Annotated in this window: 20 protein-coding genes, 3 tRNA genes and 1 pseudogene; 6 read left to right on the top strand and 18 right to left on the bottom strand. The window is 64.9% G+C overall.

The annotated features are described in order from the left end of the window. Nucleotides 1-164: 164 nt before the first annotated feature. Nucleotides 165-1,229 (bottom strand): glycosyltransferase family 4 protein, encoded by a 1,065-nt coding sequence (locus Q0L30_RS13430; RefSeq protein WP_296656954.1) that lies wholly within the window; start codon nt 1,227-1,229, stop codon nt 165-167. Between the two features lie 753 nt (nt 1,230-1,982). Here Q0L30_RS13430 and Q0L30_RS13425 point away from each other — a divergent pair. After that, nucleotides 1,983-3,818 carry an ABC transporter ATP-binding protein gene (locus tag Q0L30_RS13425; protein WP_296656953.1) on the top strand — a complete coding sequence of 612 codons (1,836 nt, stop codon included), beginning with the start codon at nt 1,983-1,985 and terminating at the stop codon, nt 3,816-3,818. A gap of 114 nt (nt 3,819-3,932) precedes the next feature. Here Q0L30_RS13425 and otsA read toward each other — a convergent pair whose 3' ends face one another. Together otsA and otsB are read right to left on the bottom strand one after the other, a co-directional pair. Beyond that, nucleotides 3,933-5,384, bottom strand: a complete 1,452-nt coding sequence (gene otsA / locus Q0L30_RS13420) for an alpha,alpha-trehalose-phosphate synthase (UDP-forming) (RefSeq protein ID WP_296656951.1) — start codon at nt 5,382-5,384, stop codon at nt 3,933-3,935. Between the two features lie 79 nt (nt 5,385-5,463). Beyond that, nucleotides 5,464-6,213: a trehalose-phosphatase gene (gene otsB, locus Q0L30_RS13415; RefSeq protein ID WP_296656949.1), complete on the bottom strand. Its 750-nt coding sequence runs from the start codon at nt 6,211-6,213 to the stop codon at nt 5,464-5,466. A gap of 655 nt (nt 6,214-6,868) precedes the next feature. Here otsB and Q0L30_RS13410 point away from each other — a divergent pair. Further along, nucleotides 6,869-7,330 carry a copper chaperone PCu(A)C gene (locus Q0L30_RS13410; protein WP_296656946.1) on the top strand — a complete coding sequence of 154 codons (462 nt, stop codon included), beginning with the start codon at nt 6,869-6,871 and terminating at the stop codon, nt 7,328-7,330. 117 nt (nt 7,331-7,447) lie between these two features. Here Q0L30_RS13410 and Q0L30_RS13405 read toward each other — a convergent pair whose 3' ends face one another. The 7 genes from Q0L30_RS13405 to uvrC form a co-directional block, all read right to left on the bottom strand. Continuing rightward, a complete protein-coding gene (locus Q0L30_RS13405) occupies nt 7,448-7,942 on the bottom strand; it encodes a GNAT family N-acetyltransferase (RefSeq protein WP_296656945.1) in 495 nt (164 codons plus the stop codon). 108 nt (nt 7,943-8,050) lie between these two features. Beyond that, a complete protein-coding gene (locus tag Q0L30_RS13400) occupies nt 8,051-8,323 on the bottom strand; it encodes a DUF2164 domain-containing protein (RefSeq protein ID WP_296656942.1) in 273 nt (90 codons plus the stop codon). Between the two features lie 129 nt (nt 8,324-8,452). Then, nucleotides 8,453-8,526, bottom strand: a tRNA-Cys gene (locus tag Q0L30_RS13395). Between the two features lie 125 nt (nt 8,527-8,651). Further along, nucleotides 8,652-8,727: transfer RNA gene (locus Q0L30_RS13390), tRNA-Gly, on the bottom strand. 83 nt (nt 8,728-8,810) lie between these two features. Next, nucleotides 8,811-8,886, bottom strand: a tRNA-Gly gene (locus Q0L30_RS13385). 205 nt (nt 8,887-9,091) lie between these two features. Further along, the gene (gene pgsA / locus Q0L30_RS13380; RefSeq protein WP_296656939.1) at nt 9,092-9,682 is read right to left on the bottom strand and encodes a CDP-diacylglycerol--glycerol-3-phosphate 3-phosphatidyltransferase; all 591 of its coding nucleotides are present in this window, start codon (nt 9,680-9,682) and stop codon (nt 9,092-9,094) included. A 96-nt stretch (nt 9,683-9,778) separates the two neighbouring features. Next, nucleotides 9,779-12,058, bottom strand: coding sequence for an excinuclease ABC subunit UvrC (gene uvrC / locus Q0L30_RS13375; RefSeq protein WP_296656936.1), 2,280 nt, complete (start codon nt 12,056-12,058; stop codon nt 9,779-9,781). 195 nt (nt 12,059-12,253) lie between these two features. On the opposite strand from uvrC, the gene earP reads away from it, so the two are divergent. From earP to Q0L30_RS13355, 4 genes are all read left to right on the top strand, one after another. Further along, nucleotides 12,254-13,471 (top strand): elongation factor P maturation arginine rhamnosyltransferase EarP, encoded by a 1,218-nt coding sequence (gene earP / locus Q0L30_RS13370; RefSeq protein ID WP_296656934.1) that lies wholly within the window; start codon nt 12,254-12,256, stop codon nt 13,469-13,471. Between the two features lie 217 nt (nt 13,472-13,688). Next, nucleotides 13,689-14,246 carry an elongation factor P gene (gene efp / locus Q0L30_RS13365; protein WP_293038538.1) on the top strand — a complete coding sequence of 186 codons (558 nt, stop codon included), beginning with the start codon at nt 13,689-13,691 and terminating at the stop codon, nt 14,244-14,246. A gap of 451 nt (nt 14,247-14,697) precedes the next feature. Beyond that, a complete protein-coding gene (locus Q0L30_RS13360) occupies nt 14,698-16,080 on the top strand; it encodes a sigma-54 dependent transcriptional regulator (RefSeq protein ID WP_296656931.1) in 1,383 nt (460 codons plus the stop codon). Nucleotides 16,081-16,237: 157 nt separating this feature from the next. Beyond that, complete coding sequence (locus Q0L30_RS13355; RefSeq protein ID WP_296656929.1) at nt 16,238-16,489, top strand: helix-hairpin-helix domain-containing protein; 252 nt, start codon at nt 16,238-16,240, stop codon at nt 16,487-16,489. Nucleotides 16,490-16,537: 48 nt separating this feature from the next. On the opposite strand, the gene nagZ is transcribed toward Q0L30_RS13355, so the two are convergent. The 8 genes and pseudogenes from nagZ to Q0L30_RS13315 all read right to left on the bottom strand — a co-directional run. Beyond that, nucleotides 16,538-17,578: a beta-N-acetylhexosaminidase gene (gene nagZ, locus Q0L30_RS13350; RefSeq protein WP_296656927.1), complete on the bottom strand. Its 1,041-nt coding sequence runs from the start codon at nt 17,576-17,578 to the stop codon at nt 16,538-16,540. Nucleotides 17,579-17,616: 38 nt separating this feature from the next. After that, complete coding sequence (gene acpS / locus Q0L30_RS13345; RefSeq protein ID WP_296656926.1) at nt 17,617-18,024, bottom strand: holo-ACP synthase; 408 nt, start codon at nt 18,022-18,024, stop codon at nt 17,617-17,619. A 101-nt stretch (nt 18,025-18,125) separates the two neighbouring features. Beyond that, the gene (gene pdxJ / locus Q0L30_RS13340) at nt 18,126-18,890 is read right to left on the bottom strand and encodes a pyridoxine 5'-phosphate synthase (protein WP_296656924.1); all 765 of its coding nucleotides are present in this window, start codon (nt 18,888-18,890) and stop codon (nt 18,126-18,128) included. After that, nucleotides 18,887-19,834 carry a DNA repair protein RecO gene (gene recO / locus Q0L30_RS13335; protein WP_296656923.1) on the bottom strand — a complete coding sequence of 316 codons (948 nt, stop codon included), beginning with the start codon at nt 19,832-19,834 and terminating at the stop codon, nt 18,887-18,889. Before recO ends, pdxJ begins: the two co-directional genes overlap by 4 nt. Nucleotides 19,835-19,838: 4 nt before the next feature. Continuing rightward, entirely contained in the window at nt 19,839-20,744 is a 906-nt protein-coding gene (era, locus tag Q0L30_RS13330; RefSeq protein ID WP_296656920.1) for a GTPase Era, read from the bottom strand. Between the two features lie 60 nt (nt 20,745-20,804). Continuing rightward, the gene (rnc, locus tag Q0L30_RS13325; RefSeq protein WP_296656918.1) at nt 20,805-21,941 is read right to left on the bottom strand and encodes a ribonuclease III; all 1,137 of its coding nucleotides are present in this window, start codon (nt 21,939-21,941) and stop codon (nt 20,805-20,807) included. A gap of 176 nt (nt 21,942-22,117) precedes the next feature. Beyond that, nucleotides 22,118-23,011 (bottom strand): signal peptidase I, encoded by an 894-nt coding sequence (gene lepB, locus Q0L30_RS13320; RefSeq protein ID WP_296656916.1) that lies wholly within the window; start codon nt 23,009-23,011, stop codon nt 22,118-22,120. A 21-nt stretch (nt 23,012-23,032) separates the two neighbouring features. Beyond that, nucleotides 23,033-23,837, bottom strand: a pseudogene (locus Q0L30_RS13315) (elongation factor 4); the annotation flags it as partial.

Raw genomic sequence — 23,837 nt, 5'->3', positions numbered from 1 at the left:
TGACGCCGCCCCTCACGCTCGCGCGCGTGCAACAGTGCCTTGCGAGGCCAGGTGCGGCGCAAATGCGACAACGCCCCGGTGCGTGGCACAGGGGCGCTGGATTCGCGCGGGACGGCAGACGCGCCGTGGCGCGCGTCCCGGGCAGCGGCTACTTCGGTGGCTACTTAGCCGGCGTTGACTTCGCGCAGCACGGTGCGGCGCTTCTGGCGCAGCAGCTCTTCGTAGACGCGAACGTAGTTCTGCGCCATCACCTTCGACGAGAAGCGCGATTCGAACGCACCGCGAACCTTCTCGCGCGACAGCGACGACACACGCTTGATGGCGGCGACCGCGCTGATTTCGTCTTCGACGACGAAGCCCGACACGCCGTTCTCGATCACTTCGGGCACCGAGCCGCGCTTGAACGCGACGACCGGCGTACCGCAGGCCATGGCTTCGATCATGACGAGGCCGAAGGGCTCCGGCCAGTCGATCGGGAACACCAGTGCGTGCGCGTTGCCGAGGAATTCGCGCTTTTCGGCTTCGCCGATTTCGCCGATGTACTCGACGTGCGGCAGCGCCATCAGCGGCTTGATGACTTCTTCGTAGTAGGCGCGATCGGCCTTGTCGATCTTGGCGGCGACCTTGAGCTTCATGCCCGCCTGACCGGCGATGCGAATCGCCTTGTCAAGGCCTTTCTCCGGCGAGACGCGGCCGAGGAATGCGAGGTAGCCGGGTTCGACGTTCGGAATCGGCGTGAGCACGTTTTCCGGCAGGCCGTGGTAGACGGTCTGCTGCCAGTTGGCTTGCTGGAGCGGGATGCGCTGGTTGTCCGAGATCGAAACGACCGGCACGTCGCTGAATGCGTTGAAGATCGGCTGCAGTTCCGGCAGGTCGAGACGGCCGTGCATGGTCGTGACGAACGGCACCGGCTGACGCTGGAACAGCGAGAACGGGTAATAGTCGATGTGGAAATGCAGCACGTCGAACTCGTCCGCGCGGCGGCACACTTCTTCGAGCAGCAGCATGTGCGGAGCCATCACGTCGCGAATCGTCGGGTCGAGGCGCAGCGCCTGCGGCCAGAAAGCTTCGAGCTTCGCCGAGGTGATCGAATCGCCGCTTGCGAACAGCGTGACATCGTGACCCTGTTCGACCAGCGCTTCGGTCAGGTAGGAGACCACCCGTTCCGTGCCGCCGTACAGCTTGGGAGGAACCGCCTCGTGCAACGGAGCGATTTGAGCGATTCGCATAGTGGTGAACTCCTTCCTCGTAATAAATCGGGCAAAGTACTGCAAGTTTGACAATCGACCCTCGCCGGCGCCGGCAGCCTTGCCGTTCACCACTAGAGGCGTTCCGTACCGCTAACCACGCCGGCATCGCCGACACACTGGCCGTCGTAGTTTCAGATTGACGGAACGGCACAGTCGGGTAAACGCGCAGGGCTCGCGGTCGTTGACACACTTGCTGTCAGATTCCCTACGCTATTCGAGTCGGCATTATCCGGGTCCACTACCCATGCCGCCTAGGACATTTCAAAAACTTTACATTGTTACAACTCGGAAACATGCGCCAACCCCATGTTTTAAAACATAATTTCCACCTGGGGCTGAAACGTGTGTCCTGCGGCCCGGACCACGGCTCTACCGTAGCTGTTCCGCAGTTTTCCATTGCGTGCGCATCCTTCTATCGCTGCGCTGTCGATTCACCGCTGGCCCGGCGTTGACCACCAAGCACAACGACGTTTCAAATGCAATCCGTAATTATATCTCTAAAACAATCTTGCACGCCTGTTGAACCTCCATCGCAACAAGCTGTCGGCAAGACATTCCGTGCGCCGTACTGTCGCGATATCATGCGCGTCCCGTGGCCGTGGGCGATGCGCCATGCGCAAGGGGTGTTTACAATGGATGAAATTCCGCGATCGTGACGGCTAGCTCGCCTTCCCTCTTCTCTTTGACTTTGCACGGATTCGCTCCGTCAGACCGACCACCCATCACAGACAATTGGAACATCTGACCATCGCCCAGCGTAACGCCCACAACGCAAAGCTCGCGAGCTATGCGCGGCGGCCGCTTGCGTTCCTGTTTAGTTACATCCGTCGTCACCCGCTCGCCCATGCCATCGTGCTGGCGAGCGTGTTCGCGGCCGTCGGCTGCGCGCTCGCCTCGCAATACGCGATCAAGCATCTGATCGACGTGCTCGGCACGGGGCGCCATCATCCGGGACCGCTGTGGACCGCGTTCGCGCTGCTCGTCGGCCTGATCGCCGCCGACAACCTGCTCTGGCGCGTCGGCGGCTGGTTCGCGGCGCACACGTTCGTCGCCGTGACGGGCGACCTGAGGCGCGACCTGTTCCAGTACCTGAGCGGCCATTCGCCGAGCTACTACGCGGAAAAGCAGCCCGGCACCCTCGCGAGCCGCATAACCGCCACCTCCAACGCCGTCTACACCGCCGAGAACACCACGGCATGGAACGTGCTGCCGCCGTGCATCGCCGTGGCGGGCGCGATCGTCATGATCATCACCGTGAACCCGCTGATGGCCGCCGGGCTCCTGCTGTGCTCGGCGATCCTCTCGGTGATTCTCTTCAAGCTCGCCGGGCGCGGCTCGGCGCGGCACCACACGTTCGCGTCGAGAGCCGCCGCCGTGGACGGCGAGCTGGTCGACGTGATCGGCAACATGGCGCTCGTACGCGCCTTCGGCATGACGTTTCGCGAGCAAAGGCGCTTTCGCGGGACCGTGAAGGCCGAGATGGACGCGCGCCGCGACAGCCTGCTGTACCTCGAAAAGCTGCGTCTGCTGCACGCCGTGATCACGGCGATGCTCTCGGCGGGCCTGCTCGGCTGGGCGCTCTGGCTCTGGGATCAGGGCCGCGCTACGTCGGGCGACATCGTGCTCGTCAGTTCGCTCGGGTTCACCATCCTGCACGGCACGCGCGACCTCGCCGTCGCGCTCGTCGACGTCACGCAGCACGTTGCGCGCCTCTCCGAAGCCGTCCAGACGCTGCTCGAGCCGCACGGCATGCCCGACCGCGACGACGCCACCGAACTCGTCGCCCAGGGCGGGCGCGTCGACTTCGAGAGCGTGACGTTCGCCTATCCGCACCGCAAGGCGATCCTCGACCGTTTCGACCTGCGTATCGAAGCCGGACAGCGCGTCGGCCTGATCGGCAAGTCGGGCGCGGGCAAGACCACGGTTCTCGCGCTGCTGCAGCGTTTCTACGAAACCCAGGGCGGCGCGATCAAGGTCGACGGTCAGAACATCGCGGCAGTGACGCAGGACAGCCTGCGCAACGCCATCGCGCTCGTCCCGCAGGACATTTCGCTCCTGCACCGCTCGATCTACGAGAACATCGCCTATGGCCGTCCCGAAGCGAGCCGCGAGGAAGTGCTCGCCGCCGCCCGCGAGGCGCGCTGTGCCGACTTTATCGAGGCGATGCCGGAGACGTACGACACGATCGTCGGCGACCGCGGCGTGAAGCTTTCGGGCGGCCAGCGCCAGCGCATCGCGATCGCGCGGGCGATCCTCAAGAACGCGCCGATCCTGCTGCTCGACGAGGCCACCTCGGCGCTCGACAGCGCATCCGAGGAGGCGATCCAGCAGGCGCTCGACCGTCTGATGGTCGGCCGCACCGTGATCGCCATCGCGCACCGGCTTTCCACGCTGCAGAACTTCGACCGCATCATCGTGATGAGCACGGGCAAGGTGATCGACGACGGCACCCCCGAAGAACTGCGCAACCGGCCGGGGCTCTATCGCGACCTGCTCGCCAAGCAGTACGGCAAGCATTCCACGCTGCATCTGGGCCCCAAGAAGGCCGACGAGAAACACGTCGCCTGACTCTCACCTACAGCGTCCGCCCGGAAACGAAAAAAGCCGCTTCGATCGAAGCGGCTTTTTCGTTTTGCGCACGGCTTTGCGTGCGAACCCGCCAGCGGCGCCTGCCGCGCGCGCTCAGTCCTGCCCCTGCACCGCTTCGTGCGCCGCCTTCGAGCGCAACGGCAGCGCCGCACGGCGCTTGTCGCCGATCTGCGTGAGGTCGCGCATGAACCGGTCGCGCCAGACCGACACGTTGTTCTCGCGCAGTTGCGCCATCATGTCGCGGTGGCGCGCCACGCGCTCGGCAAGCGGCAGCGCGAGCGCCATGGCAAGCGCATCGGCCATGCCGTCGATATCGAGAGGATTGACGATCAGCGCGCCGGTCAGCTCCTGCGCGGCGCCCGCGAAGCGCGACAGAACCAGCACGCCGGGATCTTCCGGGTCCTGCGCGGAGACGTACTCCTTGGCGACAAGGTTCATCCCGTCGCGCAACGGCGTCACATAGCCGACCTGCGACGCCCGGAACAGCGCCGCCAGCACAGCGCGCTCGTACTGACGATGGATGTACCAGATCGGCGTCCAGTCCAGTTCGGCGTAACGGCCGTTGATACGGCCCGATTCCGCCTCCAGGCGCAGGCGGATGTCCTGATACGCGTGCAGATCGGCGCGCGTGGGCGGTGCGATCTGCACGAACGAGACGTTGTTGCGCTGGGTCGGATGCTGGTCGAGCAGCCGTTCGAACGCGCGAAAGCGCTCGACGAGCCCCTTCGAGTAATCGAGCCGGTCCACGCTCATGATCACCTTGCGGCCGTGCAGCGTCGCCTTGAGCGTGCGCACCGGCTTGCCGCGCTCGCCCGCCCGCGCGAGTTCGGCGATCTCGTCGGGATAGACGCCGATCGGATAGTCGCCCGCGAAGAGGGTCTGGCCGAACGCCTCGACGCGCGTCAGGCCGTCCGGCTGGTGCGCAACTGACCCATCCGCTTCGTTGACGACGTAGTCGCAGAACGCACGCAAGTCGGGCTTCGTCTGGAAGCCGAGCAGATCGAACGAGCACAGCGCCTTGACCAGTTCGCGATGCGTCGGCACCGCGAGCAGCACCTGCGAAGCCGGAAACGGGATATGCAGGAAAAAGCCGATGCGGTTCTTCACGCCCGCCGCGCGCAGCGCCTCGGCGAACGGGATCAGATGATAGTCGTGGACCCAGATGATGTCGTCGTCGCGCAGGAGCGGCACGAGCTGATGCGCGAGCCAGCCGTTGACGCGGCGATAGCCTTCGAAGTCGTGGCGGTCGTACTGGACGAGATCGGCGCGATAGTGGAACGCGGGCCACAGCGTCGCGTTCGAGAAGCCGCGGTAGTACTGGTCGTAGTCGCGGCGCAGCAGGCCGATCGTCGCGAACGTGACCGGCCCGCGCTCCTCGATCTGGATCTGCGGCTGGCCCGATGCGAGCACGTCGCCGCTCCAGCCGAACCACATGCCGCCCGTTTCCTTGAGCGCGTCATAGACGCCCACCGCGAGGCCGCCCGCCGCCGGGCCGCCTTCGGAGATCGGCGCGACGCGGTTCGACACGATAATCAATCGGCTCATGAGGTGCGGGTTTCCGTGCAGGTATCAGTGAGTGAGCGCCGGCTGCGCGGCGCGAATTCGAATACTGGGGAGCGGCGCGTCACGCACCGCGCATCGTCGCGATGAGCGCTGCCAGCCAGCCTAGCAGGGCATCGACCGAATCGATGCGAGCGAGCGCGATCGTGTCGCCCCCGCCCACCTTGATCGAGAGCCCCTGGTGCGCATTGACGACCGCGAAGCCCTTTTCGTCGGTCAGATCGTCGCCGGCAAACACCGGACAGCGGCCCGCGAACGGCGGCTCGTCGAGAAAAGCGCGCAGCGCGCGGCCTTTGTCGACGTCCTTCGGCTTGATCTCGTAGACCATCTTGCCGGGCTGCAACACGTAGGCATCGGCGAATTCGCCGGCCAGATGCATGGTCGCCTCGCGCGCGGCGGGCTCGTGCTCGGGCGCATTGCGGTAATGCAAGGCCAGCGCCGCACCCTTGATTTCGAGGAGCATCCCCGGATGGGTGCGCACGACTTCCGCGAGCACCTGCTCCATGTGCAGGAGCCGCTGATCGTTGAAGCCCACGCGCTGCGTGTCGCCATTGGCGTCGCGGCGCTCGGCGCCGTGCAGGCCCGCCACCGGCAGGTCCGGCATGCCGAGGAACGCGTCGATGCTGTCGATGCCGCGGCCCGAGACGATCGCCACTGCACCGTGCGTCACGCGCCGCAGTTCGGCGAGCAGCGAGAGCATGTCGGGGCGCACCTGGATGCCGTCGGGTGTCGGTGCGAGTTCGACGAGCGTGCCGTCGAAATCGAAGAAGAAGGCCGTCTGATCAGGCGGCAATACGGCCGGTAGTGCTTGCATTCCGTGTTTTTCACCCCTCGGCGCGCTGGCCGGGTATGGTTCCGGCGGCTTGTCGGGCTGTCGGAGAAAGTGTGCGCATCTTACCGCGCCTTCAACCGATTTTCGAGTTGGCAAGGTGCGCGGCCCTTGCCGCGTGGTTTCCCGGGTCGCCATGCGAGCGCGATGTGGCACATGGCCTCACGCCGGAAAAATATCCGCGCATCCCGGTAATCTGCCGCTAATTTTGCTACATTCGCAGCGATATGCGGCGCGCAGTCGCGCCAGCCACACCAACACGTCCCGAATCGACCTGCCGATACAGCCTTTGCCTCCCGCGTTCGCCCTCTTTGCCCCTTCCATGCTTTCGCCTGCTCTCCAGCACCGTTGCAACGCAATGGCACGGCTCGCGAACGTCGCGGGCCATCTGCCGGATCCCGACGCCAAACCGACCGTCGACAACGACCAATTCGACGCACAGCACGCGGCGGGCCTGACCGGCACCGACAGCCAGATCGAATTGCTCGGGAATCGCTCGCGAAGCGCTATCGCGGGGCATGCCGGAAGGAAACGCGCGGCCCCGGCAGCAGCGACAAGGTCGCGTACACTTCGGCGGCCTACGTGTTCGATGGCGCGGGCCAGCCTCCGATTTCATGTCTCACCCGCCACAGGAACCACCATGACGAAAAAACTGCCATCACTTGCCGCCGCACTGGGCGGCGCGCTCGCCTGTGCATGCGCGATGCTCGCACCGGCCGCGCACGCCGCCGACAAGGCGATCAGCGTACAGAACGCATGGGTGCGCTGGCTGCCCGGCAACCTGCCCGCAGCTGGCTATTTGACGCTCAAGAACGATGGCGACCAGAACGTCGATCTCGTTGACGTCGACAGCGACGACTACGGCAGCGTGATGCTGCATCAGACGATCTCGAACGGATCGACGCAGAAGATGGTGATGGTGGACAAGCTGACGGTGCCGGCGCACGGCTCGGTGTCGGTCGCGCCGGGCGGCTATCACCTGATGCTGGAAGAGCCGAAGCACAAGATCGCGCCGGGCGACACGGTGCATATAAAGCTGGAGTTCTCGAATGGCGCGAAGCTCGACACGCCCTTCGCCGTGAAAACGCCCGCGCAGCAGTAACGCGCGCAGGCAACGTGTGATCGACGCGCGTTCCTGCAGGGGATGCGCGTGTTCAACGCGCTGGTTCGCCCTGCGCCGCCGCATGCGGCTTTGCGCACGCAGTCGCTTTTGCCGAGCCTACGCCGCGCGCATCCAGACGTGCGGAATGCCGTCTTCGTCGTGAATTTCCGAAACCGGCTCGAAGCCGAACGCGCCGTAGAACTGCTGCAGATGAGCCTGGGCGTGCAGTCGCATCGGCACGCCGGGCCACTGCTGCGCGATATGGCGAATCGAGCGTTCGAGCAGCGCGTTACCGAGCTTGATCCCACGGTAGCCCGCCGTGGTCAGCACGCGGCCGATGCGCACGTCGGGGTCGCTCGAATCGGGCAGCAGCACGCGCAGATAGCCCGCCAGCACCGCGCGCTCGCCAACCATATCCGTGTCCCAGGCAAACAGGTGCCACGCCGCCGTGTCGAGGCCGTCGATGTCGCCGTAGACGCAGTTCTGCTCGACCACGAACACCTCCGAGCGGCCCTTGAGCATTTCGTAGACCTCACGCGCGTCGAGTGCGTCGAAGGGTTTCCAGCACCAGTCGAGATGCGCAAGCGGCAGTGCGGAGGGCGGCGTATTCATCGTTGATTTCCAGCAAGCGTCGGACGATCCGCAATTATGCCGCGCCTTGCATGTGCGCTTCAACGCACCCCTCGACGCGACCTTCGATACGACCGTCGAAACACCGCCTCACGTGCGGCGCTTCGGCTGTGCGTATTTGCGCCAGTACTGGAACGGCTCTTCGTGCAGATCGATGTCGAGATCGACGATGCGCGCCTGCATGCTTTCCTGCGCGTCGGCGACGGCCTTGTTGTAGACGGACGGCGCGATCTCTTCGAGAAAAAAGCCGAGCAGCGCTTGCGCGGCGATATTGCCGATCGGCTCTTCCATGTTGGCGTCGAAGTAGCGCTGGATCGACGCAATCGCATCCCGGCGCGCGTCTTCGGGGAGTTCAATGGGCATCGCGAGCAACCGGAAACGGAACGATCCGGCTATTGTGCATGATGATCTGCGCCCGAAGCGAGCCAGATACCAGACAGAGACCGGACGGAAAAAGAAAAAGCCACCCGAAGGTGGCTTTTTCTTTACATCTGGAGGCGCGAGCCGGAGTCGAACCGGCCTACACGGCTTTGCAGGCCGCTGCATAACCGCTTTGCTATCGCGCCAGAAGCGGACTGCCGGTTAGCGAGGCTTGCTGCGCCCGCAACAACCGGACAGATTTGCGTAGCGGCCCGACATACTGATCACGGCCCGCCAAACAAAAGGGGAAGCGCTGCTTCCCCGGGATACCTGGAGCGGGAGACGAGTCTCGAACTCGCGACCTCAACCTTGGCAAGGTTGCGCTCTACCAACTGAGCTACTCCCGCGTGGTGCTGCTTGATCCTGCTTGCTACTGTTCGTTACTGCCAGTGGTGCGCTGCCGGTTACTGCAAACACCGCACCCGAATTCTGGAGCGGGAGACGAGTCTCGAACTCGCGACCTCAACCTTGGCAAGGTTGCGCTCTACCAACTGAGCTACTCCCGCATTGCTTTTTACTGCTGCTTTACCGCTTCACCGTCGATCTGCAGCCTATTCAGCGCTTATCTTCAGCTATCTCCACCGCTTCTGCCGTTTGCCACAACGTCGTGCAGCGGAGAAGTGAGATTATGTATAAGCCGCTGAAACGTGTCAACCCCCCATGGCGATCTTTTTTCAGACGTGTGACACGAGACGAAGCGCGACGAAGCGCTCAGTGCACCCCGCGCTCGCGGATCTGCGGCCATGCGAGCTTCATGTAGTACAGCATCGACCAGATCGTGAGGAATGCCGCGACGTAGATGAGCCAGGTGCCCCACACCCGCGAATCGAACAGCGTCACACCGCCGATCGTGAGCGGCGCGTAGAAGAGCAGCATCGGAATCGCAACCATCTGGCATGCCGTCTTGAACTTGCCGAGCGAATTCACGGCCACGCTCTTCGATGCGCCAATTTGCGCCATCCATTCACGCAGCGCCGAGATCGCGATCTCGCGTCCGACGATCACGAGTGCGAACACCGTGTCGAGCCGCCCGAGGTGCACGAGGATCAGCAGCGCCGCCGTCACCATCAGCTTGTCCGCGACGGGATCCAGGAACGCGCCGAATGACGACGTCTGGTGCCACTTGCGGGCCAGATAGCCGTCGAACCAGTCGGTGAGCGCCGCCAGCACGAAGATCAGCATGGCGGCCACGTTCTGCTGCATCGGGGCGAGCACCGTCTGCGGCAGATAGAACACGCCGACCACGAGCGGGATCAGCACGATCCGCAGCCACGTCAGGAGAATCGGAATATTGAACGGCATTGGCGGGCGCTGTCTGTCGAGGGAGTTGCAATTGTGCCGTGTCACAGCACCTGCCACAAGCGACCGTGAGGACGCGCAAAAAGCGCACGTCCCGCGTCAGTGCAGCTGCTGGTAGATCTGCTCGGCAAGCGCGCGCGAAATGCCCTCGACGCTCGCCAGATCCTCGACGCTCGCCGCCATCACGCCGCGCAGCCCGCCAAACCGGGCGAGCAGGCGCTGACGGCGCTTCGCGCCCACGCCTTCGAGCTCCTCGAGGCGCGAGGTCTGACGCGTCTTGCCGCGCTTCGCACGCATGCCGGTGATGGCGAAACGGTGCGCTTCATCGCGGATCTGCGCGACGAGCATCAGCGCCGCGCTCTCCTTGCCGAGTTCGAGCGGCGCGCGGCCATCGGCGAACACGAGCGTTTCCAGGCCGACCTTGCGGCCCTCGCCCTTCGCGACGCCCACCAGCATCGCCGGATCAAGACCCAGTTCGGTGAACACCTGACGCGCGACTTCCACCTGCCCCTTGCCGCCGTCGATCAGCACGATATTCGGCAGCGTGGCGCCCGCCGAGGCCGGCTCCGCGCGCCCGGTGCCCGCCGTGGGATCGGCGGGATCGCCGCCCGCCAGCGACTGCGCCTCGCCGGCCACGTTGCCCTCGTTGCTCGCTGCCTGCGCAACCATCTTCTCGTAACGGCGCGTGAGGACCTGGCGCATCGCCGCGTAATCGTCTCCCGGCGTGATGTCCGTGATGTTGTAGCGGCGGTACTCGCTCGACTGCATCTTGTGATGGTGATAGACCACGCACGAGGCCTGGGTCGCCTCGCCCATCGTGTGGCTGATGTCGAAGCATTCGATGCGCAGATACGCGAGATCGTCGAGTTCGAGTCCGAGCAGTTGCGCAAGCGTGCGCGTGCGCGCCTGCTGCGAGCCCTGCTCGGAAAGCAGCCGTGCAAGCGCGAGCCGCGCGTTCTGCTCGGCCATGGCGAGCCACGCCCGCTTCTGCCCCTGCGGCTGGCGCAGCAGCGCGATCTTGTGACCGGCCTGCCCGGCGAGCACGTCGATCAGCTCGCGGTTCGCCGGAGGATGGCTGACCACGAGCACCGGCGGCACGCGATGGCCGAAGTAATGCTGCGCGATAAAGGCATCGAGCACTTCCGATTCGATGCCGGTCTCGCCCTTCTTTCGGCCACCCGCAGGCGGCGCGGCGTCGGTGTCTTCGTCGCCTTCATTGCCGCCCGTGTCGCCGGTTTCGGTGGCACCATCGGCTCCAGCCGTTTCCGGCTCAGGCGGCAGGTCCGCCGCGATCGCGAGCGGATCGGCATCGGCGCGGGCGTCGTCTGCTTCGGCATCTTGCGCATCGCCGTCCGTTTCCGTTTCCGCTCCCGCTCCCGCTGACAAACCCGCGGCCGCTTCGAGCGCCCGGCGCGCAAGCGACGGCAACGCGGTCAACGCCGAAGCGGCCAGCACCGCTTCGCTATCGACCTCCTCGGCCATCCCGCCCTCTTCGTCCGTCAACGCACGTTCGACGTGCGCCGGGAAATACGCCTTGTCGCCGAGATGCCGCCCGCCGCGCACCATCGCGAGATTCACGCAGACGCGCCCGCCGAGCGCCACGACCGCCAGGATATCGACGTCGCTCTCGCTGCCGGTCTCGATCGCCTGCTGATGCAGCACCGTCGCAAGCGAGCTCATCTGGTTGCGCACGGCCGCCGCCTGCTCGAACTTGAGTTCGGCCGCGAACGCGTGCATCTTCGTTTCGAGTTCCTTCATCACTTCGGTCTGCCGCCCGAGCAGGAAGCGCGAAGCATTACTCACATCGCGCGCGTAATCCTCCTCGCTGATCGCGCCGACGCACGGCGCCGTGCAGCGCGCGATCTGGTGCAGCAGACATGGCCGCGTGCGGTTGTTGAACACGGAATCCTCGCAGGTGCGCAACTGAAACACGCGCTGCAGGATCTGGATGCTCTCGCGCACCGCCGACGCGCTCGGAAAGGGCCCGAAGTACTGGTTATTGCGGTCGACCGCGCCGCGGTAATACGCCATGCGCGGGAATTTGTGGCCCGTGAGCTTGAGGAACGGATACGACTTGTCGTCGCGAAACAGGATGTTGTAGCGCGGCGCGAGCGCCTTGATGAGGTTGTTTTCGAGCAGCAGCGCTTCGGCCTCGGAGCGCGTGACCGTGGTCTCGATCCACACGATGCGCGTCACCATCATCGCGATGCGAGGCGAGAGCTGGGTCCGCGTGAAATAGCTCGAGACGCGCCTTTTCAGGTCGCGCGCCTTGCCGACGTAGAGCACCGCGCCTTGCGCGTCGTAGTAGCGATAAACGCCGGGCAGATGCGGAAGCTGTGCCAGCGTCGGCTTCGGGTCGAAAACGTCGGAATCTGTCATGCAGTATCGGGAGTCTCGGGGACAGGCCGCGTCATCCGTCGCGACGCGCTCAGGCCCGTTCGTGCAGCTAACGGGTGTGTCCCACGGTGTCTTAGAATTGTCAGTTTAGATCATTCCGTGCCGGGCCGAACCGGCCGCCACGGACAGCGCGCACGCGCGCCACCCTTCGACCCGACATCACCCGCGCCCCACGCCATGACCGACGCGCCCCAGAACGCCCCATCCGCTGAATCCGCCACATCCGCCGCCACATCCGCCGCCGCCTCCGCTATCGCCTGCGACGTCTTCTGCTCCGTGATCGACAATTTCGGCGATATCGGCGTGTGCTGGCGGCTCGCGCGCCAACTCGCACACGAACACGGCTGGCAAGTCCGCGTGTTCGTCGACGATCTGCATGCGTTCGCGAAGCTTTGCCCGGCGCTCGACGCCGCACGTGCGACGCAGACCGTCGAGGGCGTCGTCGTCGAGCACTGGCACGAGCGCGCGCACGCAGGCGACACGCTGCAAATCGCCGATGTCGTGATCGAGGCGTTCGCGTGCGAGCTGCCGCCCGTCTACGTGGTGGCGATGGCGCGACGCGAGCAGCGTCCGGTGTGGCTCAATCTGGAATACCTGAGCGCCGAGGACTGGGTGGCCGATTTCCATCTGCGTCCCTCGCCGCACCCGCGCTATCCGCTCGTCAAGCACTTCTTCTTTCCGGGGTTGCAACCCGGCACGGGCGGCGTGCTCAAGGAACGCGATCTGGATGCCGCGCGCGCATCCTTCGAGCGATCGGCAAAGGCGCGCATCGCGTGGTGGCACCGCGCGACCGGCGGCAAGCCGCCCGCGCCGGACGCGACCGTCATCTCGCTCTTCGCCTACGAAAATCCCGCGCTGGACAGCCTGCTCACGCAGTGGCGTGACAGTGTGACGCAGATTGTGCTGCTCGTGCCGCAAGGCCGGATCTCGGGCGCGGTCGCGCGCTTTTTCGGTCTTCCCGCGTTCGAAGCCGGCGCGCACGCCACGCTTGGCGCATTGCATGCGCACGGCCTCGCCTTCACGGAACAGCGTGGTTACGACCCGCTGCTGTGGGCGAGCGACCTCAACTTCGTGCGCGGCGAGGATTCGTTCGTGCGCGCGCAGTGGGCCGCGCGGCCGTTCGTCTGGCACATCTACCCGCAGGCCGACGACGCCCATCTGCCGAAGCTCGATGCGGCCCTCGATCATTACGCCCAATCGCTGAGCGCCGCAGCGCGCGCTGCGCTCGAACGCTTCTGGCATGCGTGGAATGGCCGCGGCACGCCCGACTGGGCGGATTTCGCGTCACATCTGCCGGAATTCACTGCCCGCGCGGCGTCGTGGGCGGGCGAACTCGCACGCGCAGGCGACCTCGCCGGAAATCTCGCCGAATTCGCAAAAACTCAGTTAAAATAAGCGGTTATCCGACGGCAGCCGTCTCAAGCGATTCACTGCAAGCGCTTCACTGTGGTTGCATTGCGACGGCCCGCCAAGATGGCAAGAACCCGGTTCTGGGCACGGCAGCAGGAGCAACATGCCCCGCGCCCTGATTCGGGATCGCACCATCCGAACCCGCTTGCGACGTTTGCCGTCGAGCACACTCGAAGCTATTTAATCTGGACAGGACTGTTTTATGAAGACCGCACAGGAACTCCGCGTCGGCAACGTCGTGATGATCGGTAACGACGCCATGGTCGTGCAAAAGGCCGAATACAACAAATCGGGCCGTAACTCCGCCGTCGTGAAGATGAAGTTCAAGAATCTGCTGACCGGCGCCGGTATGGAAACCGTGTACAAAGCGGACGACAAGTTCGAAGTCGTCGTGCTGGACCGCAAGGAAGTGACGTACTCGTACTTCGCCGACCCGATGTACGTGTTCATGGACACCGACTACAACCAGTTCGAAGTCGAAGGCGAGATGATGGGCGACGCCCTGAACTATCTTCAGGACGGCATGGGCTGCGAAGTCGTGTTCTACAACGAGAAGGCCATCTCGGTCGAACTGCCGACCACGCTGGTTCGCGAGATCATCTACACGGAACCGGCCGTCAAGGGCGACACGTCGTCGGGCAAGGTCATGAAGCAAGCCAAGCTGAACACCGGCTTCGAGCTGCAAGTGCCGCTCTTCTGCAATATCGGCGACAAGATCGAAATCGATACGCGCACGAACGAATACCGCAGCCGCGCCTAAGCGTGCCGCGCGCCTGCTGCGCCGATGCGCGGCGGGTGGATTCGGAGAAAAAGCGTCCCCCGGGGCGCTTTTTCTTTTTTTCGCTAGCGTGTATGTTTGTCAGTGGCACAGGAAATCCTTACCTGATTTTTCCACGCGCAATTATTGCGTGGCATTGCGTGGCATTGCGCGGCGCGATCCGCGCGAGGCGCGGCCCGCGGCACGATTTCTGCTGCTCCGTGAGCAAGCATCGCAACCGGGTTGCCCCCGCAAGCCACTGCGCCTGCCGCCAGCCAGCGCATCGCCACGCGGCAGGCACGCCGCCGCCATACTTGAGGACCAGATCTGAATTGACTGCTCCGTCTCTGCCCGCTGAATCCAGTCGTACCGCTTCGCGCACAGCGCGGTGCGGCGCATCCGGACTGCGCCGCGCGATCAAGCGCCTCCAATCTTCTGTCACGCCGCACTCGCCATGCCACACGCACTGATTGTCGAAGACGATCCCAACAGCCTGTCCGGCCTGTCCGCGATACTGGCCGCCGACGGCTTTTCAGTCGACACCGCCGCCACGCTCGCCGATGCGCGCGCCGCGCTGACGCGCGTCATCCCCGATGTCGTGCTCGTCGACCTGAACCTGCCGGACGGCGGCGGACTCGATCTGCTGCAGCATCTGCCCGCCCAGCCGCCCGGCGGCGCGCTGCCGGTGATCGTGATGACCGGCAACGCCACCATCGAAAGCGCGATCGAGGGCCTGCGCCACGGCATCTGGGACTATCTGCTCAAGCCGGTCAACATCCCGCGCCTGCGCAGCCTGCTCGCGCGCATCCCGCGTCCGTACGAACTCACCGAAGAGGTTCGCACGCTACGCACCGCGCTGCGCCAGATCGGCCGCTTCGGTCCGATGCTCGGCCGCAGCAGCGCGATCCAGCACGTCTACGACTCGATCGAACGGCTTGCCCCCACGGAATCCGCGATGCTGATCCATGGCGAAGCAGGCACCGGCAAGGAAATGGCCGCCCGCACGCTGCATCAACTGAGCCGGCGCCGCAAGGGGCCGTTCGTCGTACACGACGCGCGTGCGGCAAGCGCCGACGCCGCGAGCGGACGCCCGCCCGCAAGCCTGCTGTTCGGCCACGAGCGCGGCGCGTTCGGCGGCGCGGACCAGCGCGAGCCGGGCCTCGTCGATCAGGCTTGCGGCGGCACGCTCTTCATCGACGAAATCACTGACCTCCCGCGCGGCGAGCAGGAAGCGCTGCTGCGCGCACTCGATTCGCAGACCTTCATCCGGGTCGGCGGCAGCAGCGAAGTCGGCACGGACTTCCGTCTCATTGCGGCGACGCGCGCGGTTCCGCGCGAAGCCGTCGCGCGCGGCGTACTCGACGAGGAGCTTTGGCTGCGCCTCGACTCGGCGGCACTCACGCTGCCGCCGCTGCGCGAACGCGGCGACGACGCCGCGCTGCTCGCCGCGGCATGGATCGACGAACTCAATCAGGAAGCGCATGTGCACGGCAACGGCAGCGCGCGGCTCATCGCACCTTCGTTCATTCGCGAATGCCTCGCCTACGACTGGCCCGGCAACGTGCGCGAATTGCATGAGCGCGTGCGGCAAGCGTACGAAGCTTCGGGCGAGGTGCTGGAAACGCTGCAGGCCGAGGAAGGCAGCGGCGGGCAAGCGCATGACATGCGCACAGGCCGTGTGCAGGTCACGGTGGGCACACCGCTTGCCGACGTCGAAGAAATGCTGATTCGCGCGACGCTCGACGCGGTGGGCGGCACGCGCCATCGCGCAGCATCGCTGCTTGGGATCAGTCCGAAAACGCTTTACAACAAGCTGCAGCGGATGCGGTTGAACTGAGCACGTCGGCTCAACGCGGCAAGCTAAAACCATCCGGGGCAGTCGCGACTGCCCCGGAACATTTCAATGAATTAAAACAGTAGTCCAAAGCAAAATCCGCCTATGTGCGCAACGCACCGTGATACCGTCGCCGTTCGAACCCGGCGCGGAGCCCGTTATGCCCTTTCCTCTCGATGAACGTAGAGCGCTACTCGGCGTGAAGGGCGTCGGCCCGACAGTGATTGCCAGGCTGGAACAAATGGGGTTTGAATCGCTGGCGCATTTGAGCCAGGCCAATGCGCTGGATATCGTCGCCACGGCATCGGCAATGCTGGGAACCACCTGCTGGAAGAACAGCCCGCAAGCACGCACGGCGATTCAGCGGGCCATTTCTCTCGCCCAATCTCGCCATCCCAGGCATCCCACGTAAAGAGAGAACGGCAATTCGCTTCACCTGGGGGCAATGTCCCGCGTCACCTCACGGCATCACGCTGCGCAGCAACGCCTGTGCGGCGAGATAGCCCGGATCCGCCACGAGCTTGTCCCAGCGCAGCGCCTTGCCGCGTCCGTGCAGGCGGCGAATGCGCCTGGCCGACTCGCGCGCGGCTTGCGTCGGCTCCGTGACGCGCAGCGCGTCCAGCACTTTCCCGGCCTCGTCCGGCTGGTTGCAGATCAAGACCATGTCGCAGCCCGCATCGAGCGCGGCGCGCGCACCTTCGGTCAGCGTGCCGCCCTGGCGCGCGGCTTCCATCGAAAGATCGTCGCTGAAAATCGCGCCCGTAAAGCGCAGCCGGCCGCGCAGGATTTCCTGCACCCAGATGCGCGAAAAACCCGCGGGCTTCGTATCGACCTTCGGATAGATCACGTGCCCAGGCATGGCCGCCGCGAGCGAGAGGCCGAGCCAGTCGTACGGCATCGCATCCTCGCCGAGAATCTCTTCGAGCGGCCGTTCATCGACCGGCACCGCCACGTGCGAGTCCGCGTGCGCCCAGCCATGCCCGGGGAAATGCTTGCCGCAGTTCGCCATGCCCGCGAGCGCGAGACCATGGTTCAGGCTCTTCGCAAGCAGCGTGACCACACGCGGGTCGCGATGGAACGCGCGATCGCCGATCACCGTCGACTGGCCGTAGCCGAGGTCGAGTACGGGCGTGAACGACAGGTCGATGCCGCACGCGCGCAACTCGCTCGCGAGGATGTAGCCGATGGCCGTCGCAAGCTTCGTTGCCAGCAGCACGTCCTTGTCCCACAACTCGCCCAGACGCCCCATCGCGGGCAGCACCGTGAAACCATCGGTGCGAAAGCGCTGCACGCGCCCGCCTTCGTGGTCGACGGCGATCAGCAGATCGTCGCGCACGGCGCGGATCGCGTCGGTCAGCGCAACGAGCTGCGCGCGGTTCTCATAGTGGCGCGCAAACAGGATCACACCACCCGTCATCGGGTGCGCAAGGCGGCGCACGTCATCGTCGGTCAGCGTCTGGCCAACCACGTCGAGCATCACCTGTCCGGGAATTGTCTTCATCGATTTGTCTTATGTGGTGGGCGCTGCGCAGTGGGCAGTCACCGGATGGGGCCGTCGGTTTCGGCAATCACGAACGAGACTGCGTAGTCGCGTTCGTCGCTGATCGTCACGCGCATCGTGATGCCGCGCTCGTCGAGCCACTGCGCGAGCGGGCCCGACGCGACCATGATCGGCTTGCCGCTCGGCTCGTTGAGGGTCTGTACGGCGCGCCAGGTCATCGGCATATGCATGCCGAGCCCGATTGCCTTCGAGAACGCCTCTTTCGCCGAAAACCGTGTCGCCAGGTAGGCGAGCCCGCGCACGGCCGAGCGTGCGCGGCGCGCTTCGTAGACCGCCATTTCGTCCGGGCCGAGCACGCGCGTCGCAAAGCGACCTTCGGTGCGCTCCATGACTGCCGCGACGCGGCTCACCTGGATGAGGTCGGTGCCGATGCCGTAGATGGCCATATGCTCCTCGTGTACATGCAGTCGCAGCAGCCGCTCACGCTTACGCTTACGCGTGGCTCACACGCGGCTCGCGGATGAGCGCCACGGCTCGCTGCGACTAATTACGCGCGTGCGCCGAGGCGCGCCGCGACCATGATCGCCTTCATCTCGCGGACCGCATTCTCCCAGCCCGCGAAAATTGCATGCGCAACGATCGCGTGGCCGATGTTCAGCTCGTGAATGCCGTCGATCGCCGCGATCTGCTGCACGTTCGTGTAGTGCAGGCCGTGCCCCGCATTGACCTTCAGCCCGAGGCCGATACCGCAGTTCACGCCGCGTACGACGCGCTCGTACTCGCGCTCCTGCTCGCCCGCGTCGTGCGCTTCGGCGTAGCGGCCCGTGTGCAGTTCGATCACGCTCGCGCCGCTTTCGTGGGCGGCGCGGATCTGCGTTTCGTCCGGGTCGATGAAGAGCGATACGCGCACGCCCGCGTCCGCAAGCTGCCGACAGGCGGCGCTCACGGCGTCGAACTTGCCGGCGACGTCGAGGCCGCCCTCGGTCGTCAGCTCCTGGCGCTTTTCGGGCACGAGGCAGACGTCCTGCGGCTTGATCTCGCACGCGATGTCGAGCATCTCGGGCGTCACGGCGCATTCGAGATTCATTCGCGTTCTCAGGAGCGGACGCAGCGCGCGCACATCGGCGTCGAGAATATGGCGGCGATCCTCGCGCAGATGCAGCGTGATGACGTCCGCGCCCGCGTCTTCGGCCATGAGCGCCGCGCGGATCGGATCGGGATAGGCCGTGCCGCGCGCGTTGCGCAGCGTGGCGACGTGATCGATATTCACACCGAGGTCGATCACGTGAGGCGAAGTCAGGAAGAAGCTCATAGGTTCTGCAGGTCGATCAGGATCTGGCGCGTCGCGAGCGGCGTGCCGCCAAGGTAAGTGTTCAGCAGGAAACGCATCAGCGCCTTGCTCTGCGCGACGGTCTGTGCACGATGGTAATCGTCCTGCTCCATGTCGAGCAACGTCTGCCCCGAAAGCACCGGCCACTGCGAGGGCCATTCGTCCGATGCTTCGCGCACGCCGCGCTCGGGATCGAACACGTAACGCCCGTCGGCCACCACGGCCTTGCGGTTCACCGTGCGGTCCAGCGCGAGCGCATAGCCGGTCTCACGCAGGAGCACGCGCTCGAACGAGCGCAGCACCTGCACGGGCGGTTCGTCGTGCGCGAGGCGCGTCAGCGTGACGACGTAGTGGCGGAACAACTCGGGATGCGAGTCCTCGCGCGCGAGGAACTTCACGACGAGTTCGTTCACGTAGAAGCCGCAGAGCAGCGCATCGCCGGTAAGCGGCAGCATACCGCCGACCCATTCCGCGCCGGTGAGCGTGCGCACTTCGCCCTTGCCGGTCCACGAGAGCGCGAGCGGTTGAAAGGTCTGCAGCACGCCGCGCAGCGCCGAATGCGGCCGCTTCGCGCCCTTCGCCACGAGCGCGATGCGGCCGTGGTCGCGCGACAGCACGTCGATGACGAGGCTGGTTTCGCGATACGGGTAGCTATGCAGCACGAAGGCCGGCTGCTCGGCGATGCGGAAATCGGCGGATGCGCCACGGGGCGCGCGCGGCAATGATGCGCGGCGGGCGGGCTGGGCGGCCTCGCCTTCACCGGCGAGCGCGGAAGACTGCGCCCGCGTGCGCTTGCGGCGCGGCGCAGCGGATGTGGGCCGCGCGGGCAACGAAAGCGACGAGAGCGAATCGTCGTCCGCGGCCTCGGGTGACGTGGAGGGGTCGTGAGTGGTTACGGCTTCGCCGTCACTCGTACCCTCATTCATATCCTCATTCGTACCCATAGGCACGCAGCCCGGCTTCGTTGTCTGCCCAGCCGCTCTTCACCTTCACGAAGGTTTCGAGATAAACCGGGCCGTCGAACAGCTTTTCCATGTCGAGCCGCGCGTCGGTGCTGATCTGCTTGAGCTTCGCGCCCTTCTGGCCGATCACCATCGCCTTCTGGGTGTCACGCTCGACGAGAATCGTCGCGAAGATGCGGCGCAGGCGCCCTTCCTGCTCGAACTTGTCGATGATCACGGTGCTCGTGTACGGCAGTTCGTCGCCGGTCCAGCGGAACACCTTTTCGCGCAGGATTTCGCTGGCGAGGAAGCGTTCGCTGCGGTCGGTCAGATCGTCCTCGCCGTAGATCGGCTCGCCTTCGGGCAGATACGGCTTGAGCGTGGCGAGCAGGTGCTTGATGTCGTCGGCATTCTTCGCCGACAGCGGCACGATCTCGCGGAACTCGCGCAGCTTCTGCACCTGTTCGATGAACGGATAAAGCGTTGCCTTGTCGGTCACGCGGTCGATCTTGTTGGCGATGAGCAGCGTCGGCGCGTTCGGCGGAATCAGGTCGAGCACCTTCTGGTCGTCGGGCCCGAACCTGCCCGCCTCGATCACGAAGAGCACGGCATCGACCGAACTTAGCGTCGAGGTGACCGCGCGGTTCAGCGAGCGGTTCAGCGCAGTGCTGTGGCGGGTCTGGAAGCCGGGCGTGTCGACGAAGACGTACTGCGCGTCGTCGATCGTGTTGATACCCGTGATGCGATGGCGCGTGGTCTGCGCCTTGCGCGACGTGATGCTGATCTTCTGCCCGACGAGGGCGTTCATCAGCGTCGATTTGCCGACGTTGGGCCGGCCGACGATCGCGACCATGCCGCAGCGAAAACCGGCAGGAGTGGAAGTGGGTGCGTTCATCATCGGACCGGGCAAGAAAACGTTGGGTGCAGCGCGTGCGCGGAGTGCGCACGGCCTGGATCAGTGGCTGGCGTCGGCCGCGCGTGCGGGCAGCGCGGCAGTGGTGCCCGCTTCGGCAGCGGGATCGGCCTTCGCCGCGGACGTGCGGTGCAGCGTATGACCGGTGGTTGCGCTGGCCTCCGGAGCGCCGGACTTGTCGGCAGGCTTCTCGCGCGCTTGAGCGGCTTGAGCGGCTTGAGCGGCTTGAGCGGCTTGAGCAGATTGCCCGCCTTCGGCCTTCTCTTTCTCCGCAAGACGCTCCTGCACATGCGCCGCGCGAATGACGGCCAGTGGCGCAGCTTGCGACGGCGGCGGCACGCGGTCGCCGGCCTCGGCCGGCAGCGGCTGGCGCGCGGCGCGCTCACGGCGCTCCGGCGCACGCAAATCCAGTGCGCCCTGCACGCCCATCACACCGGGTACGACATCGAGTTCGGCCTTGGCAGCCCGCGCGCCCTTCGAGCGGCGCGGCTTCCCCACAACTGCGGGCGCGGCCGCCATCACTTCTTCGAGCGCCTTCTTCGCGGCAGCCTGCTCGGCCGCTCGCCGGCTCGCTCCCGAGCCGGACACCTTCACGTCGAGCTTGGGCACCGTGCACTCGACCTCGAACTGCTGATTGTGCGCCGCACCATGCGTCGCGACGACCGTATACGTGGGCAGCGCGATCTTGTGGCCCTGCAGATATTCCTGCAGCAGCGTCTTCGAATCCTTGCCGAGCGTGCGCGGATCGATGTGATCGAGGATCGGGATGTAGAGGCGCTTGATGACCGTCTGGGCAGCGTCGAAGCCCGCGTCGAGGAAAATTGCGCCGAAGATCGCTTCGAGCGCATCCGCGAGGATCGACGGGCGGCGGAAGCCGCCGCTGCGCAGTTCGCCCTCGCCGAGCCGCAGGCCGTCCGCAATATTGAGTGCCTGAGCGATTTCGTAGAGCGACTGCTGTTTGACGAGATTTGCCCGAACACGCGAGAGATCGCCTTCGTCGAGCTTGCCGAAACGTTGGAACAATAGGGCCGCCACCGCGCAATTCAGAACCGAATCGCCGAGAAATTCAAGGCGTTCGTTATGCGTGGCACTGTGACTGCGGTGAGTCAAAGCCTGGCGCAGTAATTCCGCATTGCGAAATTCGTAGCGCAGTCGGCTTTCCAACGGAGATTGGGGCATGGGCAGAGTATAACGCGCCGGCCCGGCCCGGCGAAAACGCCGGGTGGTCGGTGAAAAAGCGTGGTCAAGCGGAGTTACCGCGGGTTCTTCAAGTAGCGTGCGAACACATCATGCGCATCGCGCAAGCGGATCGCCGCATCGCGATGCGCATATCGGCATGCCAATCGCGCAAGCCGTCACTCGAATGAACCGATACGCTTCAGATTGCTGAAGTTCATCCAGATGAAGAACGCGCGGCCGACAACGTTCGCGTCGGGCACGAAGCCCCAATAGCGGCTGTCGGCGCTGTTGTCGCGGTTATCGCCCATCATGAAGTAATGACCCGGCGGCACCTTGCAGATAATCCCGCGGTCGTTGTACTGGCAGTTGTCGCGATACGGATAATCCTCCGCGCCGACGATGAACGGCGGCACAGCCGGGTTGTTCAGGATATTGTTCTTGCGGCCGCCGAGATCCTGGGTGAACTGCTTCGCGTAACCGATGCGCTCTTCGTCGAAGTAATCCGGCTGCGCAATCTCGGGCACGGGCTTCCCGTTCACCGTGAGCTGCTTGTCCTGATAGGAGATGACGTCGCCCGGCAGGCCGATCACGCGCTTGATGTAGTCGACCGATTCGTCCTTCGGATAGCGGAACACGACGACGTCGCCGCGCTGAAGCGGACTGCCCTGCGTGAGCTTCGTGTTGGTGATCGGCAGGCGGATGCCGTACTCGAACTTGTTCACGAGGATGAAGTCGCCCACGAGCAGCGTCGGCACCATCGAGCCCGACGGAATCTTGAACGGCTCCACGATGAACGAGCGCACGAAGAACACGACCAGGATCACGGGGAAGAAGCTCGCCGTGTACTCGAGCCACCACGGCTGGCGCAACTTGTCGTTGCGCAGGTTCTGACGCGTGACGGGTGCGTTTTCATCGGCGAAGCGCTCGCCGATGCGCGCCTGCTGGCGATCGAACTCCGCAACGGCCGCATCGGCAGCGAGGCGGCGGCGCGGCATGAAGACCAGTTTGTCTGCAACCCAGGCGATGCCCGTGAGGACCACGAGCACAAAAAGGATCAGCGCAAAATTCATTGAGTTATCCGTTATCCAGTCTTATTTGTCTTCGACACGCAGGATCGCGAGGAAGGCCTCTTGCGGAATTTCGACGGAGCCGACCTGCTTCATCCGCTTCTTGCCTTCCTTCTGCTTTTCGAGCAGCTTCTTCTTGCGCGTGATGTCGCCGCCGTAACACTTGGCCAGCACGTTCTTGCGCAGCGCCTTGATGTTCTCGCGCGCGATGATGTGCGCTCCGATCGCCGCCTGGATCGCGACGTCGTACATCTGGCGCGGAATGATCTCGCGCATCTTCGCCGCCACTTCGCGGCCGCGATACTGCGATTGCGTACGGTGGACGATCACGGAGAGCGCATCGACCTTGTCGCCGTTGATCAGCATGTCGACCTTCACGACGTCCGAGCTGCGGTACTCCTTGAACTCGTAGTCCATCGACGCGTAGCCGCGCGACACCGATTTCAGACGGTCGAAGAAGTCGAGCACGATTTCCGCCATCGGGATTTCGTACGTGAGCTGCACCTGGCGACCGTGGTACTGCATGTTGATCTGGTTGCCGCGCTTCTGCGTACAGAGCGTGATGACCGAACCCACGTACTCCTGCGGCATGTACAGGTTCACAGTCACGATCGGCTCGCGGACCTCGGCGATCTTCGAGGGCTCGGGCATCTTCGCCGGGTTCTCGACCTTGATCGTGCTGCCGTCGGCCTGCACGACTTCGTACACCACGGTGGGCGCCGTGGTGATGAGGTCCATGTCGAACTCGCGTTCGAGACGCTCCTGCACGATTTCCATGTGCAGAAGACCGAGGAAGCCGCAGCGGAAACCGAACCCGAGCGCCTGTGAG

The organism is Paraburkholderia sp. (assembly GCF_024281035.1).
Taxonomy (GTDB): domain Bacteria; phylum Pseudomonadota; class Gammaproteobacteria; order Burkholderiales; family Burkholderiaceae; genus Paraburkholderia.
The sequence above is the reverse complement of the archived record's forward strand: the minus strand, read 5'-3'. Positions and strand labels throughout refer to the sequence as shown.

What these genes read in the sequence shown, in the direction of transcription:
- Q0L30_RS13360 (WP_296656931.1), top strand. Translation starts at nt 14,698, where the DNA reads ATGCCACACGCACTGATTGTCGAAGACGATCCCAACAGCCTGTCCGGC.
- Q0L30_RS13355 (WP_296656929.1), top strand. Translation starts at nt 16,238, where the DNA reads ATGCCCTTTCCTCTCGATGAACGTAGAGCGCTACTCGGCGTGAAGGGC.
- rnc (WP_296656918.1), bottom strand. Translation starts at nt 21,941, where the DNA reads ATGCCCCAATCTCCGTTGGAAAGCCGACTGCGCTACGAATTTCGCAAT.
- uvrC (WP_296656936.1), bottom strand. Translation starts at nt 12,058, where the DNA reads ATGACAGATTCCGACGTTTTCGACCCGAAGCCGACGCTGGCACAGCTT.
- otsA (WP_296656951.1), bottom strand. Translation starts at nt 5,384, where the DNA reads ATGAGCCGATTGATTATCGTGTCGAACCGCGTCGCGCCGATCTCCGAA.
- nagZ (WP_296656927.1), bottom strand. Translation starts at nt 17,578, where the DNA reads ATGAAGACAATTCCCGGACAGGTGATGCTCGACGTGGTTGGCCAGACG.
- Q0L30_RS13405 (WP_296656945.1), bottom strand. Translation starts at nt 7,942, where the DNA reads ATGAATACGCCGCCCTCCGCACTGCCGCTTGCGCATCTCGACTGGTGC.
- acpS (WP_296656926.1), bottom strand. Translation starts at nt 18,024, where the DNA reads ATGGCCATCTACGGCATCGGCACCGACCTCATCCAGGTGAGCCGCGTC.
- earP (WP_296656934.1), top strand. Translation starts at nt 12,254, where the DNA reads ATGACCGACGCGCCCCAGAACGCCCCATCCGCTGAATCCGCCACATCC.
- pgsA (WP_296656939.1), bottom strand. Translation starts at nt 9,682, where the DNA reads ATGCCGTTCAATATTCCGATTCTCCTGACGTGGCTGCGGATCGTGCTG.
- otsB (WP_296656949.1), bottom strand. Translation starts at nt 6,213, where the DNA reads ATGCAAGCACTACCGGCCGTATTGCCGCCTGATCAGACGGCCTTCTTC.
- pdxJ (WP_296656924.1), bottom strand. Translation starts at nt 18,890, where the DNA reads ATGAGCTTCTTCCTGACTTCGCCTCACGTGATCGACCTCGGTGTGAAT.
- Q0L30_RS13410 (WP_296656946.1), top strand. Translation starts at nt 6,869, where the DNA reads ATGACGAAAAAACTGCCATCACTTGCCGCCGCACTGGGCGGCGCGCTC.
- Q0L30_RS13430 (WP_296656954.1), bottom strand. Translation starts at nt 1,229, where the DNA reads ATGCGAATCGCTCAAATCGCTCCGTTGCACGAGGCGGTTCCTCCCAAG.
- recO (WP_296656923.1), bottom strand. Translation starts at nt 19,834, where the DNA reads ATGAATGAGGGTACGAGTGACGGCGAAGCCGTAACCACTCACGACCCC.
- Q0L30_RS13400 (WP_296656942.1), bottom strand. Translation starts at nt 8,323, where the DNA reads ATGCCCATTGAACTCCCCGAAGACGCGCGCCGGGATGCGATTGCGTCG.
- lepB (WP_296656916.1), bottom strand. Translation starts at nt 23,011, where the DNA reads ATGAATTTTGCGCTGATCCTTTTTGTGCTCGTGGTCCTCACGGGCATC.
- era (WP_296656920.1), bottom strand. Translation starts at nt 20,744, where the DNA reads ATGAACGCACCCACTTCCACTCCTGCCGGTTTTCGCTGCGGCATGGTC.
- efp (WP_293038538.1), top strand. Translation starts at nt 13,689, where the DNA reads ATGAAGACCGCACAGGAACTCCGCGTCGGCAACGTCGTGATGATCGGT.